14 protein-coding genes are annotated in these 15,540 nt (G+C 37.9%); 8 read left to right on the top strand and 6 right to left on the bottom strand.

Going from position 1 to position 15,540, the window contains the following annotated elements; translation table 11 throughout:
- Window positions 1-101 precede the first annotated feature (101 nt).
- The 3 genes from AKG34_RS04715 to AKG34_RS04705 are packed head-to-tail and all read left to right on the top strand — an operon-like array spanning window position 102 to window position 3,902.
- A complete protein-coding gene (locus AKG34_RS04715) occupies window positions 102-1,235 on the top strand; it encodes a GerAB/ArcD/ProY family transporter (protein ID WP_053345014.1) in 1,134 nt (377 codons plus the stop codon).
- Window positions 1,195-2,718 (top strand): spore germination protein, encoded by a 1,524-nt coding sequence (locus tag AKG34_RS04710; RefSeq protein WP_236694873.1) that lies wholly within the window; start codon window positions 1,195-1,197, stop codon window positions 2,716-2,718. The genes AKG34_RS04715 and AKG34_RS04710 overlap by 41 nt, the downstream gene beginning before the upstream one ends.
- Window positions 2,715-3,902: a Ger(x)C family spore germination protein gene (locus AKG34_RS04705; protein WP_053345013.1), complete on the top strand. Its 1,188-nt coding sequence runs from the start codon at window positions 2,715-2,717 to the stop codon at window positions 3,900-3,902. The genes AKG34_RS04710 and AKG34_RS04705 overlap by 4 nt, the downstream gene beginning before the upstream one ends.
- Before the next feature lie 28 nt (window positions 3,903-3,930).
- Here AKG34_RS04705 and fabI read toward each other — a convergent pair whose 3' ends face one another.
- Together fabI and mgtE are read right to left on the bottom strand one after the other, a co-directional pair.
- A complete protein-coding gene (gene fabI / locus AKG34_RS04700) occupies window positions 3,931-4,704 on the bottom strand; it encodes an enoyl-ACP reductase FabI (protein WP_053345012.1) in 774 nt (257 codons plus the stop codon).
- Window positions 4,705-4,852: 148 nt separating this feature from the next.
- Window positions 4,853-6,226, bottom strand: a complete 1,374-nt coding sequence (gene mgtE / locus AKG34_RS04695) for a magnesium transporter (protein WP_053345011.1) — start codon at window positions 6,224-6,226, stop codon at window positions 4,853-4,855.
- 114 nt (window positions 6,227-6,340) lie between these two features.
- On the opposite strand from mgtE, the gene prpE reads away from it, so the two are divergent.
- Window positions 6,341-7,084, top strand: coding sequence for a bis(5'-nucleosyl)-tetraphosphatase PrpE (gene prpE / locus AKG34_RS04690; protein WP_053345010.1), 744 nt, complete (start codon window positions 6,341-6,343; stop codon window positions 7,082-7,084).
- A gap of 108 nt (window positions 7,085-7,192) precedes the next feature.
- Here the strand turns inward: prpE and AKG34_RS04685 are convergent, their stop codons facing one another.
- Genes AKG34_RS04685 through AKG34_RS04675 form a run of 3 tightly spaced genes read right to left on the bottom strand, consistent with a single transcriptional unit; the run spans window position 7,193 to window position 9,576 of the window.
- Window positions 7,193-8,092, bottom strand: coding sequence for an RluA family pseudouridine synthase (locus AKG34_RS04685; RefSeq protein ID WP_053345009.1), 900 nt, complete (start codon window positions 8,090-8,092; stop codon window positions 7,193-7,195).
- A 17-nt stretch (window positions 8,093-8,109) separates the two neighbouring features.
- Window positions 8,110-8,904, bottom strand: coding sequence for an NAD kinase (locus AKG34_RS04680; protein ID WP_053345008.1), 795 nt, complete (start codon window positions 8,902-8,904; stop codon window positions 8,110-8,112).
- A 51-nt stretch (window positions 8,905-8,955) separates the two neighbouring features.
- On the bottom strand, window positions 8,956-9,576 hold the full coding sequence (locus AKG34_RS04675) for a GTP diphosphokinase (protein ID WP_053345007.1): 621 nt from the start codon (window positions 9,574-9,576) through the stop codon (window positions 8,956-8,958).
- A gap of 325 nt (window positions 9,577-9,901) precedes the next feature.
- On the opposite strand from AKG34_RS04675, the gene AKG34_RS04670 reads away from it, so the two are divergent.
- The 4 genes from AKG34_RS04670 to AKG34_RS04655 all read left to right on the top strand — a co-directional run bounded on the left by AKG34_RS04670 (window position 9,902) and on the right by AKG34_RS04655 (window position 12,699).
- Window positions 9,902-10,480 carry a CYTH domain-containing protein gene (locus AKG34_RS04670; RefSeq protein ID WP_053345006.1) on the top strand — a complete coding sequence of 193 codons (579 nt, stop codon included), beginning with the start codon at window positions 9,902-9,904 and terminating at the stop codon, window positions 10,478-10,480.
- A 24-nt stretch (window positions 10,481-10,504) separates the two neighbouring features.
- Window positions 10,505-11,164 carry a lytic transglycosylase domain-containing protein gene (locus AKG34_RS04665; protein ID WP_407946274.1) on the top strand — a complete coding sequence of 220 codons (660 nt, stop codon included), beginning with the start codon at window positions 10,505-10,507 and terminating at the stop codon, window positions 11,162-11,164.
- A 234-nt stretch (window positions 11,165-11,398) separates the two neighbouring features.
- The gene (locus AKG34_RS04660) at window positions 11,399-11,803 is read left to right on the top strand and encodes a globin domain-containing protein (protein WP_053345004.1); all 405 of its coding nucleotides are present in this window, start codon (window positions 11,399-11,401) and stop codon (window positions 11,801-11,803) included.
- On the top strand, window positions 11,800-12,699 hold the full coding sequence (locus AKG34_RS04655; RefSeq protein ID WP_083450675.1) for a ClpXP adapter SpxH family protein: 900 nt from the start codon (window positions 11,800-11,802) through the stop codon (window positions 12,697-12,699). The genes AKG34_RS04660 and AKG34_RS04655 overlap by 4 nt, the downstream gene beginning before the upstream one ends.
- Before the next feature lie 1,015 nt (window positions 12,700-13,714).
- On the opposite strand, the gene pepF is transcribed toward AKG34_RS04655, so the two are convergent.
- Window positions 13,715-15,532 (bottom strand): oligoendopeptidase F, encoded by a 1,818-nt coding sequence (pepF, locus tag AKG34_RS04650; RefSeq protein ID WP_053345003.1) that lies wholly within the window; start codon window positions 15,530-15,532, stop codon window positions 13,715-13,717.
- Window positions 15,533-15,540: the final 8 nt, after the last annotated feature.

The following is a 15,540-nucleotide window of genomic DNA, read 5'->3' as shown; positions in this document are numbered from 1 at the left end:
TGCCCTTCTCCTAAAAAAGGGACACTCATTAAAACTTGGATAAGCTGGGGGTTAATGGAGTAACCTAAAAAAATATTGGTTATTAAAGGAGTATATTATAGATGGTTAAAAATGGTAAAATTTCAATCGTACAACTATCTTTAATCGTAATGACTGCGATCGGACTGAAAAACCATGTAACGATTCTTCCTCATTTGTTACCTGCTGCCAAAAGGGATGCCTGGATTTCTGTTCTACTTTCTTTTGGCATTATATTGATTTGGTGTCTGCTCTTATTCTATATCCATAAAGCCACAGGTCATACAAATATATTTGGATGGGTGGAAAAAAATATTGGGAAGGTACCAGGCAGAATTTTATCCATTACTATGAGTCTCTTTTTCGCTTCATTAGCTGCGGTTTCATTGAAAGAGATGGTTGTATGGACAAAAGTATCCTATTTGCCTGTAACTCCACCGATTTTTGAAATAATCCTATTTACAGGATTATGCTTTTTCCTTGCATCGACAAACATACAAACGATTGCTATTGTCAATACGTTCGTATTATCGGCCGTAATCTTGTTTGGTTTTTTTGTGGCAATCACAAATATTCAATTTAAAAATTATTCACTTTTGCAACCAATTCTTGAACATGGTTGGTCACCTGTTTTTGCAGGTATTATCTATCCTTTGTCTGGCCTAATTGAATTGATTGTGTTTCTCTGTTTGCAGCAAAAAGTTCATGGGAAAATAAAATTTAAAGTATTTGTTATTAATACCATTATCCTTACCTGGCTTATCCTTGGACCCCTTATTGGCTCCATTACTGAATTCGGTCCAATCGAAGCTTCAAGACAAAAGTACCCTGCATTTGAGCAATGGGGATTAGTCACCTTGGGAAGATTCATTGAGCACCTTGACTTCTTGTCGATTTACCAATGGCTAACTGGAGCCTTTATAAGGGTATCCTTTTTCCTGTTTTTATCACTTGAAGTGCTATCTTTAAAAAATAAGCGAAACAAAACGAAATTGCTCATTGTCTACTCAATAATCCTTATCGTTTCCAATTCATTCAGCTTCAGTGATGTCATTTTATATGACATTATTAAAACATTTATTATGCCGATTACATTCTGGTTCTTTTTAGCGGTTTCCATACTTTTAAGTATTTTTGTTTTCTTCAGTAATCGTAGAAAAAGGAGGTCCTCATCCGATGTTCAAAAAAATGAAAAAGCAACCATCCAAACCGAATAGTAAAATTAAAACACCAGAAAAGCTCGTAATAAAAGACGAATACGATTTAAAAGAAATTTTTCATAGTTCAGGAGATGTATTTTTCCAAAGCAGCTTATATCGTGATGAGTCTCCGATAAAAGTCACATTAATTGGATGTGAAGGGCTTGTCGATACTGAATTGTTAAATAACCTTGTATTTGAAAGGCTAACTTTATTTTTCCGCAAACATCCAAAAGGAAAATTAACTATTAATGACATAAAGGACTCTCTTTATCTTCCTCAACTTGCTGATATAAACACCAAGGAAGAGTTATTCGCAGATATCTATTCTGGGAAATTATTGATTTACTTTGAAGGATACGACTATTTGGTTTCTGTAAACATTGCAAATCGACCGCAGCGTAGCCCTGAGGAAACAACTACTGAAGTAACGATAAAGGGGCCGAGAGATAATTTCATTGAAGATTTATCTATTAATGTCGCTTTAATACGAAAGCGTATGCGAACAAATTCCTTAAGTGTAAAATACTTCGAAGTGGGCAGGCGAACATTGACTAAAGTTGCCCTGTTATATATGGATGATATCTCTGACCCTGAAATGGTTCAAACTGTCGCTAAAAGGATTGAAGCAATTGATATAGATGGGATATATGGAGGCAATCAATTTATGGAGTTAATTGATGAACAGCCCTCTTTTCTCTTTCCAAGGCACGACTATTCCGGTAAACCTGATTTTGCAGTGCAATGCCTTTTAAAAGGCAGACTATTAATTCTAATTGATGGCGTTGCCTACACAATGATCACACCCATCAACCTATTTATTGTGTTAAAAACATCGGAAGATCATGAATACACGTCTATCTACGCTTCCTTTGAAAGAGCTCTTCGATTATTTGGCATTTTTGTCGCTGCACTTTTGCCAGGATTTTGGGTTGCTTTAACCACCTTTCATCAAGACCAACTTCCAATGATTCTGCTTGCCACTGTAGTCGAATCAAGAAGGGGATTGCCACTCCCTACCTCATTGGAAGCAATTACCATGGTCATCGTGTTTGAAGTATTCAAAGAAGCAGGCATGCGATTACCTACGTCAGTCGGCCCAACATTAAGTGTATTGGGTGCTTTAATCATTGGAGATGCAGCAATTCGTTCCGGTTTGACAAGTCCTGCCATGCTTGTAGTCATTGCTGGTTCGGCGGTCGCTACTTACACATTAGTCAATCAATCCATCAATGGCGTCATTAGCTTAATAAGGCTCCTAGCTATTATTTCTGCTTCTTTTTTAGGGCTTTTTGCATTTATGTTGTTAGCTCTATTTTTATGTGCGTATGTAAGTAATATCCGAATATTAGGTGTTCCTTATATGGAAGTGACTGCCAATTTAAACTTATCCAATATTGTAAAAACTCTTTTTCAGATACCTCCCTCTTTGGATAAAAAACGCCCTTCTATCTTTTCTTCAAAAGATCCTACGAGGAAAGGCGATGATGAACAACAATGAAAACAATGAAAAACACACTCATTTTACTGTTGTGTGTTTCAATTCTTTCAGGCTGCTGGGATTCAAATGAACCTGAACGTCTCGTTTATGCAAACGGTTTAGGAATCGATTATAAAGACGGGAAGGTCATTGTTTACCTTCAAATTATTAACGTGAAAGGGTTAGCAAAATCGGAATCAGGTGGAGACCCCAGCACACTTAGCCAAGCAGATGTTGGGCACGCTTCCGGAAACACATTGGACGAAGCCATATTTAATTTGTATAATACGTCCGATCGACGTATTTATTGGGGTCATATCTCTTTTGTGATTTTTTCAGAAGAAGCTCTTAAAGCAGGCGGCCTCAGGTATACTGCTGATTTTTTAGACCGCTACCGCGAAACACGCTACCGGATTTTCTTTTTTATGACTAAAGATTCAATTAAAGATGCGATGCTCATTTCTCCTATCGAAAATATTTCCGTGGCTTTTTCAAAATTAAGCGATCCAGATGGTAACTATAATCAAAGCTCTTTTATCCCACCTATTAATTTAAGAGAGATCATTATTGAACTTGATGAACCTGCTCATCAAGTGGCGATTCCATTACTTAAAATCACAGAACAATGGACTGGTCAGAAAAAAAAGAAGCAGGATTTATTAATGGAGAGAGTAGCTATCATTTCAGAAAATAAAATAAAAACAATTCTACCTAAGAAGGTGATGAATGGCGGAAGATGGTTCAATAAAGATTTCGTTCGGGACAGCATTACCATTTTCCCTGAAACAAAAAATGACGCATTTGTTGTTATTTACGATAAAAAGTTTAAAATAATCCCTGTTGTAGAGAAAAATGGAACAGTTCGTTTTGATGTAAAAATGAAACTTAAGGCTAGTGTTGAAATGATGATAAAGGATATAACACGTAAACAATATGAAAAAGAAATAAAGCGCTCTATCAAAAAGGAAATAAATAAATCGTATCAATATACACAAAAAAGGGATATCGACCTCCTCAGGCTTTCTGAAACACTCTACCGCATGGATAATAAAGCTTGGAAGAAAATTGAAATAAAAGGGAGAATTCCATTAGAAGAAGACACACTCAGGTCTATCCAGATTGATGTAGAAATTCAAGATACCGGAAAACAAAGATTAACACCAATCTTTGATGGACAGAAGGATAAAGGAATTGAAAATCAATAAAAAGGGGACCTTTATTGGTCCCCTTTCATCATCCGATTATATGGTAACCGGAATCCACATGAATATTTTCACCAGTAATCCCGCGGGACATGTCACTGAGTAAAAACACAGCCGTATCTCCCACTTCTTCAGGTGTCGTCGTACGACGGAGCGGTGCTTCTTCTTCAATCTTCTTCAAGATTGTATTAAAATCACGTACTCCTTTTGCAGATAATGTACGTATTGGACCAGCAGAAATTGCATTCACACGAATGTTATCCTTACCAAGGTCACTCGACAAGTAACGTACATTGGCTTCAAGTGACGCCTTAGCCACTCCCATTACATTATAGTTTGGCATAACTCGTTCACCGCCAAGGTACGTCATTGTGACAATACTGCCGCCTTCTGTCATAATTTCTTTCGCTGCTTTAGCTACAGCTGTTAAAGAGAACGAACTAATATTATGAGCAAGCAAGAAACCTTCACGGCTCGTGTTAACAAAATCACCGTCCAGCTCTTCCTTATTTGCAAATGCGATACTGTGTGCTACGCCATGAATGATACCTACTTCTTCCTTGATCGTCGCAAAACATTTTTCAATGCTTTCATCCTTTGTTACATCACATTGCAATATGATTGCAGGCTCACCTTCCAAAGTGGAAGATAGCTCCCTGACGCTCTTTTCTGTGCGTTCTTTCCCATAAGTAAATATCAACTTGGCACCTGCTTTGTGTAAGGAACGGGCCACTCCCCAAGCAATACTTCTTTTATTGGCAACACCCATTATGACAAACGTTTTTCCCTCTAATGAAAAAGTCATCGTATGTGACCTCCTATTTTGATACAAGTTATTAGTACCTGCTACTAATGACAGTATAACAAATTTATGGTGAGAAAAACACCGTTTTCTAATCTACTGCTTGCATTAAACATTAGAAATCCTGTTAGCGAGTGGTTAACCTTTTCGCTTACAGTAAATACCCCATGAATAATGTTGCCAATCCGAAGTAAATCAGTATACTAATAAGGTCGTTGATGGTTGTGATGAAAGGACCGGAAGCTACCGCTGGGTCAATCTTCATTTTATGCATGAGGAGCGGGACAAGTGAACCTGCAAGTGTGGCAACGATTAGAGTAATGAAAATCGAAATACCGACTAATAATCCAAGCATAAAATCATCTTGCCAAAAAAAGACGATAAAAATGATGGCAATTCCGCATGTTAGGCCAATAATAAGGCCCGTTCCAGCCTCTCGAAGAACCAGTTTCCACTTGCTTTCCTGTTCTAATTCCCCAGTTGCGATTCCTCTGACCGCTACTGCCAGTGCTTGTGTTCCTGTATTTCCAGCCATGCCACCAATCAATGGAATAAAAACAGCAAGAATGGCTTTTTGGCTTAGTGTCTCTTCAAAGCGACCAATCAGACTCGCAGTCAACAAACCTAAAAACAAGAGAATAACCAACCATGGCAGCCGTTTTTTTGCAGCTGAAAATGGACTCTTATCGACGTGGTCAAGATCTGATATACCCGCTAATTTAGAATAATCATCGGATGCTTCTTCGTCCATGACATCGATGATATCATCAACTGTAATAATCCCTAACAAATGGTTTTGAAAATCGACGACCGGTACAGCGAGGAAATTATAATCCCTTATTTTACGGGCCACCTCTTCTTGGTCTTCTGTTACAGGAACGGATACTACCCTGTCATCCATTAAATCACTAATTAAAGCCTCTTCATCAGCGATAATCAAGGTCCGAAGCGATAACACACCAAGCAGTTTCTTATCTTGGTCTGTAACAAATACATAATAAATCGTTTCTGCTTGTGGTGCTTCCCGTTTCAAAATCTGCATCGCTGAGCGAGCCGTTTCGTTCGCCTCAATAGCAATGAACTCTGTCGTCATTATGCTTCCTGCTGTAGATTCCTCATAGTTCAGAAGCCCCTGGATTTCATTAGCTGTTTCATCATCCATGATCGTCAAGTAGCTAACGGCCTGCTCATCATTGATCTCATTTAACACGTCTGCAGCATCATCCGCATACATATGGGATAGCATATCAGCTACGTAAGAAGGATTCATTTCAGCTAGGAGGCTTTCGTAATCATCTTCATCTATTTCAATGTTTTCAAATAGACCAGCCATTTCTTCCGGAGATAAATATTTGTACACAACTGACCTAAATTCATCCGACAAGCTTGTATAAAATTGAGCCTGATCGTATGGATGCATTTCTAGGAACTCCGTGCGGAACTGATCTAGGTTTTCTGTTTTAAGTGCGTCAAGCAATAGTTCATTATTCATTTGATTTCTTTCCAGTTCCCTCAACTCTTCCATAACTAAACACCTCCAATAAACTTATTTTTTAATTTCCTCGTTTATATTTTATTTTTTTAAATAATACTATACTAATACCATAAACATATACAAAACAAACAAAGGGTGTGACAAATGAACATCGATATCATTGGGGACATCCATGGATGTTTCACCGAATTTAGGCAGCTGACAGAAAAAATGGGATATACCTGGGAAAGAGGCATACCTGTTCATCCCTCGGGAAGAATTCTTGGCTTTGTAGGGGATTTAACCGATCGCGGCCCAAATTCTCTCCGTGTAATTGAAGTGGTCTATGAATTAGTCATTAACCAAAATATTGCGCTATATGCTCCAGGTAATCATTGCAATAAACTGTATCGTTACTTTTCAGGCAATAAAGTGCAAGTATCTCATGGTTTAGAAACTACAGTAGCTGAATATCAATCCTTAAACGTTCGGGAGCAGAAGAAAATCCGAAAAAAATTCATCGATTTGTATGAACGATCCCCACTCTATCAGCTCATCGATGAGGGCCGTTTAATTATTGCGCATGCTGGTATTCGCGCCGATTATATCGGTCAATATGGAAGTAAAGTAAAAACTTTTGTCCTTTACGGAGATATCAATGGCACCAAGCATCCAGACGGCTCGCCGGTCAGAAAGGACTGGGCCCAGTCCTACAAAGGGAAAGCCTGGATTGTGTATGGGCATACACCGGTTCCGGAGGCAAGACAAGTCAATCATACATACAACATTGATACCGGCTGTGTCTTCGGTGGAAAACTAACTGCTGTCCGTTATCCTGAAATGGATCTTCAAGATGTGCCTTCAACAATGCCTTATATAGCAGAGAAGTTCAGGACTTCTTTTGATTAACCAAAAAAAACTCGCCATTTTGGTGAGTTCTTTTGTGACGACAGATTTAAATTATATTCTTATTTTTGACGCTTTACCTTCATTACAAATGCAATGACCTCTCAACCATTAATTCCCATCAAGCAAATGTATCATATCCTGCGGTAATTTTTCTTGAAACAACATCACCTTCTTGGTAAAAGGATGAAGAAATTTTAATTCGAAACAATGCAGGGCCTGACGGGCGATCATTTCCCTGTGTCCTCCATATAAATCATCCCCAGCAAGCGGGTGTCCAATATGAGCCATATGGACCCTGATTTGGTGTGTCCTCCCAGTTAGGAGCTCCAAATTAAGAAATGTATAGGTTTCAGTTTGGGCTAATACCTCAAAAAGAGTACAGGCATAGCGACCATCCTCCCGAACTTCCCTTTCAATAATGCTGGTCGATTTCCGTCCGATTGGCGCCTCTATCATTCCTTTCGGTCCGTTAACAAGTCCTTCAGCAATTGCTTGGTATCGCCGTTTAACTTGTCCAGATTTTTGTTGCTCACTTAAAAGATGATGGATATGTCGATGTTTGGCAATTAAAACCAAACCCGAGGTATCACGGTCAAGTCTTGTAACAATATGAATCGTTGCATGGATTCCCATCTTCTTATAATACCCTGCCAACCCATTCGCAAGACTGCCATTGGGATGCTCACGAGATGGAATGGTGTTCATAGAAGGAGGCTTGACAACTACCAATACAAATTCATCTTCGTACCTGACAAGAAGTGGGATGGGTTCCGGCAGAAGGCCCTCACTTGCCTGTTCCGGAGGAAATATGACTGTGACGCTGTCACCAGTTTTAATTCGCTCCCTCACTGTCACTTCTAAGCCGTTCACCTTGATTAAACCACCTTTAAACTTAATATCCGTTAATGCTCGTTTTGAGATATCGTATTTGCTGAGAAATTCCCGCAGTAAAGAGCCAGAATCCTCTTCAGAAACCGACCAAGTTAAAGAAAAGTTTTGATTTGACATGTAGTGATCTGAGCTCCTTAGTTAGCAATAAATGAATCATGAACTCTTTTCCAGAATGGAAATGGGCGGAATCTAGCGAAACGAATCTTTTCATCAGCAACACGGCATTGAATCGATTTTACATCTTCCTGAAGCAGGGTTAAATGATCAATCGTGATTTGAAAATTGACGGCATTGACCGGCCGGAACATACATGTATGATGAGCCGGCAGCAGAAGTGGTGATCCGACCGTCCTAAACACCCGGTTATTAATGGATGCCAATTCGGTAATCTGGATTGCATCAATCGAAGGATGGACAATCGCTCCCCCAAGCGCTTTATTATAAGCTGTGCTTCCTGACGGTGTCGCAATACATAAACCATCACCACGGAACGTCTCAAAGTGCTGGCCACGTATTTCCACATCCATGACAAGGGTTCCTTCAACACTTTTGACTGTAGATTCATTTAATGCCAAAAATCTTGCTTCACGCCCTCCATGCTGATATCGGACAATAGTTTCAAGTAGCGGATATTCAACAATTTGAAATGGTGTTTTTGCTAATGCTATCACCAATTTTTCAATTTCATCCGGGGTCCAATCTGCATAAAACCCAAGATGACCTGTATGTACTCCAACGAAGGCTGTCTTATCTAAGCGGTTCTTATAACGATGAAAAGCATATAACAATGTACCATCACCACCGACCGAAATTACAATATCCGGCTGATCTTCGTCATATTCCAAATGAAAGTCCTGAAGATACGTTCTCATCCTTTGCATTAAAGTATTAGATTTCGCATCTCCTTTTGACGTAATCGCAAATTTCATATAATCCCACCTTACTATTTTAGATTTCTTCTTATTTCACTATTATCGTTTTTAAGAATCTTTTTTTCTTGAAAAAAGACGCTGTGCTTCCTGAATTTCCGTACGTATTTGCGACATTTCTGCATCCAGCAGAAATGCTGCTTCTGCTGCTCGTTTCAACCGTATTTGAATATCTTCCGGAAAAATACCTTTATATTTATAATTTAACGAGTGTTCAATCGTCGCCCAAAAATTCATCGCTAAGGTCCTAATCTGAATTTCAGCAAGAATGTTTTTCTCGCCATGAATTGTCTGAACCGGATAGCGTATGACAACATGATAAGAACGGTAGCCGCTTGCTTTTTTATGAGAAATATAATTCCTCTCTTCGACTATTTCGAAGTCATTGCGACCGCGTAAAAGCTCTACAACCTGTTCGATATCATCCACGAACTGACACATCATCCGAAGGCCTGCGATATCTTGTATTTCAGTGCCTAATTTATCAATCGGAATATCCTTCTGACTCGCCTTATCCAAAATGCTGACAATCGGCTTTACTCTGCCTGTTACAAATTCGATAGGCGAGTGAATATTCTCTCTTTCAAACTGTTTCCTTAATCCCTTTAACTTAACCTTTAATTCTTCAACAGCCTGTTTATAAGGCGCCAAGAAATCGTCCCAACTCTCCATTGCCACACCACCTATATCTATCGAAAAAGCGCCTGTTCAACTCTGGTATGGGCAGGACGCTTCGATTCTTCTCTCTAATCCGGCAGCTCTATAGCTAACTGCCTTTACACATGGATCTTTAAAATCGTCCAGAAATAATTATATGTATAATTTCCCTATATACTGTAATCCACTTCATCATGCTTAACGTTTATATTTTATCATATCCGGCAATTGATTCCTAAATATTCAAGTACAATAACTAAAAATTATTGTAGTCAATTTGACAGCAGGAATGGTTCTTATATGATTAATCTAAGATAACAGGCAGAAAGGAAGGAAACACATGAACCAGCATATTGAAATTGAATTTAAAAACCTTTTAAATGAAAAGGAGTTTAGTCAACTAATTGATTATTTTCAAATCAACACCTCGAACTTTAAATCTCAGCAAAATCATTATTTTGATACATTGAAATTCAATTTAAAAAATCAAAACTCTGCACTTCGAATCAGGGAAAAAAATGAACGATACGAGCTAACATTAAAACAACCGGCAACAGAAGGACTATTAGAAACGAATCAAGATATAACTAAGGAAACCGCTTATTTATTTCTAAACCATAATACTTTTCCTGAAGGGCCAATCAAGCATCTAATTCTCAAAAGCGGGCTCAATCCTAATGAGTTTACTTGCTTTGGGACCCTACAAACAGACCGTTTTGAATTTCCATACCAAGGAGGGATTCTTGTTTTAGACCACAGTTTGTATGTGAATCAGGAAGACTTTGAGCTTGAATACGAAGTAACAGATGCTGAAACTGGAAAAAAAATTTTCCTTACTCTCCTAGAAACCCTTCAAATTCCGGTAAGAAAAACCGAAAATAAAGTTAAGAGGTTTTATATGGCCAAATTCCAGGACTAATCCTGACCAAACCCAAATTTGGAGGTGGAGCGTTTGAAAATCCAAGATTTCAAGACATTTATTGAACTGCTGTCCATCCAGAAATTCACAACTGGCGACATCACAAATACTAATTCATCTCAATCCATTTTCCAGGACATGCTGTCGGAACTGGTTTCGAGTGATACTTTAAAAGGTACATCGCAGTCATTGGGATCCTTGCTGTCTAATGTGGAAACTGAAGCAAAATCCATTCTTCAATCCACCAACCTGACATCTATAAATCCGTTAAAAACCACCAATACTAGCCATAAAACTAGCGAAACTGTTACAAATTATGATGACATCATCAGGCAGGCGGCCACTTTATATAATCTCCCAGAAAAACTAATTAAATCAGTTATTAAACAAGAATCGAACTTTAATCCTAAAGCTACTAGCTATGCATGTGCTGCAGGCCTTATGCAGTTAATGCCCGCAACTGCCCGTAGCCTAGGTGTGGATGATATCACAGATCCAGAACAAAACATTATGGGTGGGAGTAAATATTTGAGCCAAATGCTAACTCGTTATAACGGAGATATCCAAGTTGCCCTTGCTGCTTATAATGCCGGACCAGGTAATGTCGATAAATATAACGGCATTCCACCTTTTAAAGAAACACAAAACTATGTTCAAAAAGTTTTCACCACATTTTCTAGCTAAAAAAAGCTGGCCCTTAATTTTAATTGGGTCAGCTTTTTTTAGTGGAAAGATATAGCTATATTTACACCTCACACAGATTTAAAAAACCGCCAAAAAAGCGGTTTTTTTATTTATTTTCCCTTGTCATAATACAGATGTAAAACTTTCTTCAAGCTATATAATTGTTTTATGAGTACGTCATTGTTAAAATATGAATAAATATCAACCATCTTTCTTTTAAAAGGAGTAATCAGCATGATGCAAGGGAACCCTACACCATATGAATTAATTGGAGAAGGGCAATTACACAAGTTAATTGATGTGTTTTACTCCAACGTTAGTCAACACCCGGATTTGCAGCCGATTTTCCCTGACGACTTAACAGAAACGGTCCGTAAACAAAAACAATTTATGACTCAATATTTAGGTGGACCCTCTTTATATACTGAAGAACACGGTCATCCTATGTTGCGGGCTCGACATATACCTTTTGAAATAACACCAGAACGTGCGAAAGCATGGCTTTCCTGCATGTATCAAGCTATGGACGAAGTAGGCCTTGAGGGTGAAATACGGGAGTTTTTCTATCACCGCCTCTATTTGACGGCACAACATATGATCAATACATCCGGTATGGACGGGAAAGGAGAAGACAGTTGAGCGCACATAAACCAGTTTTCAATATTTCCGATTGGATAAAGACACAGCATTGTTATGATATAGGAAAAAAGCCAATTGAAATTTATGTTTTTGTTGATCCACTTTGTCCCGAGTGCTGGGGCTTAGAACCAATTATAAGAAAATTACAGATAGAATATGGCCAATTATTCAGCTTACGCCATGTTTTAAGCGGTAAAATCGATTCTCTTAATATGGGGAAAAATAAAAATTACGAAAACCTTGCTCAAGTTTGGGAAAAGACTGCCAGCCGCTCGGGAATGTCCTGTGACGGAAGCCTTTGGTTAGAAAACCCAATCTCTTCTCCATATTCAGCTTCCATTGCCATTAAAGCAGCCGAATTACAGGGCAGAAAACTAGCGATTCGCTTTTTAAGACAGCTTCAAGAGCATGTATTCATTGGAAAAAGGGATATTTCTAATATTGAAGTCCTGACCGATTGTGCCAAAACCGTAGGATTAGATGTTGAGGAATTTCTACATGATATCAATTCTTCCAGTGCAGCAAAGGGCTTTCAATGTGACTTAAAAATCACAAGCGAAATGGAAGTAACAGAAATACCATCGCTTGTCTTTTTTAATCAAAATATTGAAGAAGAAGGAATAAAAGTTTCGGGTGTCTATTCTTACGAGGTATATGTACAAATTTTGGAAGACATGCTGAATGGTCTTCCTGCCCCTGCTGAACCGCCATCGCTCGAAGCATTTTTAAGTTGTTTTAAACTAGTTGCTACTAAAGAAATCGAAACGGTTTACAATATGAACAAAAATAACGTCGAGTTAGAAATGAAGAAACTTGTTTTAAAACAAGTTGCTGAAAAAATCCCAGCTAAATACGGAACATTTTGGAGATATACAGAGAAGCAGTCATTAGAATGACTGCTTCTTTTTTAACTATAAAAAGGGAAAAACCATGCAAATTAATCATTTGCATGGTTTTTTTATAAGAAATAAGGGGATCGGAGAACTTTTCACGATCAAACAAAGGGGTATAAGTTTGTTTGTGATTCACTTCACAATAAATAATATAACAGATAACCCACCTTTATTTCAACTACATTGTGTAACATTTCACAATTTGTACATAAAATATTTTTTCTATATTTGCAGTTCCTTATTAATATAATCAAAAAACCCTTGATTTGGAGCCTTTTTCAAAATAAGTGTTGAAAATTCATTTTATAATTGAAGATGGCGTGAATATATTGTGAAAAAGTTCACAATATATTCACGCCACCCTTCTTATTTTTTATGTATTTGTATATTTTTTATTAATAAAACATAATATTTTTTGCAAACGTATTCACAGATCTCAAAATCAATTTACAGAAGTGAATTCCCTTAAATACCTGCATTTTTTACTATATTTATCACTGAAAGTATGGATTGTATATTTTCTAATGAAAAAAACCCCGGCAAATCGCGAAATTTGCCGGAGTTTTCATCTATTTATACGAACAAAGGGGATGGGAGAAATTTCACGACGATCAAACAAAGGGGTATATGTTTGGATGTGATAACTTCTATATCTGTACTATATCAGATAATACTTATCTAACGCAAGCACTTTGTGCGTCATTTCACATTATTGTCATATTCTTAGAATACTGCCTATTCTAAAACATAAAATCTTATAAGGAGGCTTCAGATTTTCTACTTCTATCAGGTTGGAGGTGGCCAAATTGAAAGGCACTATTTTACTAATTCTCTTAATAGGGTCGCTGTTCGTCCAGCTACTCGGTATCATGAATCTCATTCCTCTGTATTTCACCTCCCCTATTTTATTTTTTGTTTTTTTCATTATTCTTCACAGTTTGAATCAAAGAAATCGTTTTAGAGGATTATAACGAAAGCTGAAAAGGACCCGCATCTATGCGGGTCCTTTTTCCGATTCTTATTTAGCCAAAAGTTCTTCCAACTCATTTAATTTTTCTTCAAATACATTCATGGCTTCTTGCACTGGCTCTGCTTTTGTCATATCGACGCCAGCCTTTTTGAGAACTTCAATTGGATAATCGGAGCTTCCTGATTTTAAGAACTCCAAATACCTTTTGACAGCTGGTTCTCCTTCTTCTAGAATTTGCTTGCTTAAGGCTGTAGCTGCACTGATACCAGTCGCATATTGATAAACGTAGTAATTGTAGTAGAAATGTGGAATTCGAGCCCATTCCAGACCGATTTCCTCATCAATGGCTACATTCTCTCCAAAGTATTTCTTGTTTAGTTCATAATATTCCTTCGTAAGCATATCTGCTGTTAATGCCTCTCCATTTTGAGCTTTCAAATGAATTGTATGTTCAAACTCAGCAAACATCGTTTGGCGGAACAGCGTACCACGGAAGCCTTCTAAATAATGATTTAATAAATAGATGCGTTTCTTTTCATCCTCGATTGTATTTAATAAATAATCATTCAATAGATTTTCGTTACATGTCGATGCAACTTCTGCTACAAAAATAGAGTAATTTCCGTATGGGTATGGCTGATATTTACGTGTATAAAAGCTATGGACCGAATGCCCAAACTCATGAACGAGAGTGAATAAGTTATTCACGTTATTCTGCCAGTTCATTAAAATATAAGGATTCGTCCCGTATGTACCAGAGGAATAGGCACCGCTTCGTTTCCCTTTGTTCTCATGCACATCAACCCAACGATTTTCAAATCCTTCTTTTAAAACATTTAAATAGTCTTCCCCAAGTGGAGCAAGGCCTTTAAGGACATAATCTTTCGCTTCCTCATATGTCACTTCCATTTTCACTTCTTTTACAAGCGGAGTGAATAAATCATACATATGAAGTTCATCTAATTCTAATACTTTTTTACGTAATTCAAGATAACGGTGCAGTAACGGCAAATTGTCATTGACTGTTTTAACGAGATTATCGTATACGGTCTCCGGAATGTTATTGTTACTTAAAGCCGCATGGCGTGCCGAATCATATTTTCGAACTGTCGCATTGAAATTATGATTCTTCACTTCACCTGACAGGGTTGAAGCAAATGTATTGCGAAACTCTCCATACTTACTATATACCCCTTTAAATGCATCCTCACGTACACGACGATCTTCACTTTCAAGGAAACGAATGTACCTTCCGTGAGTTATTTCCACTTCATTCCCCTCTTCATCCTTGATGGTCGGGAATTTCAAATCTGCATTGTTAAGCATGCCGAAAGTATTACCTGATGCATCGAGTACTTCTGATGCTTGTGCCAATAAAGCTTCCTGCTCAGCAGACAAGATATGAGGCCTCTGAAGACTAATTTCCTCCAATGAATGTTTATATAAATTCAATTCTTCTTTTTCTCCTAAAAATCCAGCCACTTTGCTTTCGTCAATACTCAATAGTTCAGGAACCATATAAGAAAATGCCGCTGCTGCCTGGGCGTATAAAGCTTTTGCACGGTCTTCCATTCCTTGATAAAAAGGATTGGTTGTATCTTGATCATTGCGCATATGTGAGTAAGAATAAACTTTCCCTAGCTTCTCAAATACTTCATCTTGGAATTGCAGGGCTCTAAATAACTTTTCAGCGCTTTCACCTAATGTTCCTTTGTGCACATCCGCTTTCTTAAGGTCTTCTTTTACAGCTTTGAAGGCAGCTTCCCAGTCTTCTTCAGTCGCGAAGATATCTTCCAGCCTCCAAGTATCTTCAGCTGCAATTTCACTTCTTGAGGGCAATGTATTTACTTTTGTTTCTTGTGTCATAATAATTT

Origin of the sequence: Peribacillus butanolivorans, from assembly GCF_001273755.1 — a bacterium.
Classification (GTDB): domain Bacteria; phylum Bacillota; class Bacilli; order Bacillales; family DSM-1321; genus Peribacillus; species Peribacillus butanolivorans.
This window is presented reverse-complemented; position numbering and strand designations above follow the sequence as displayed.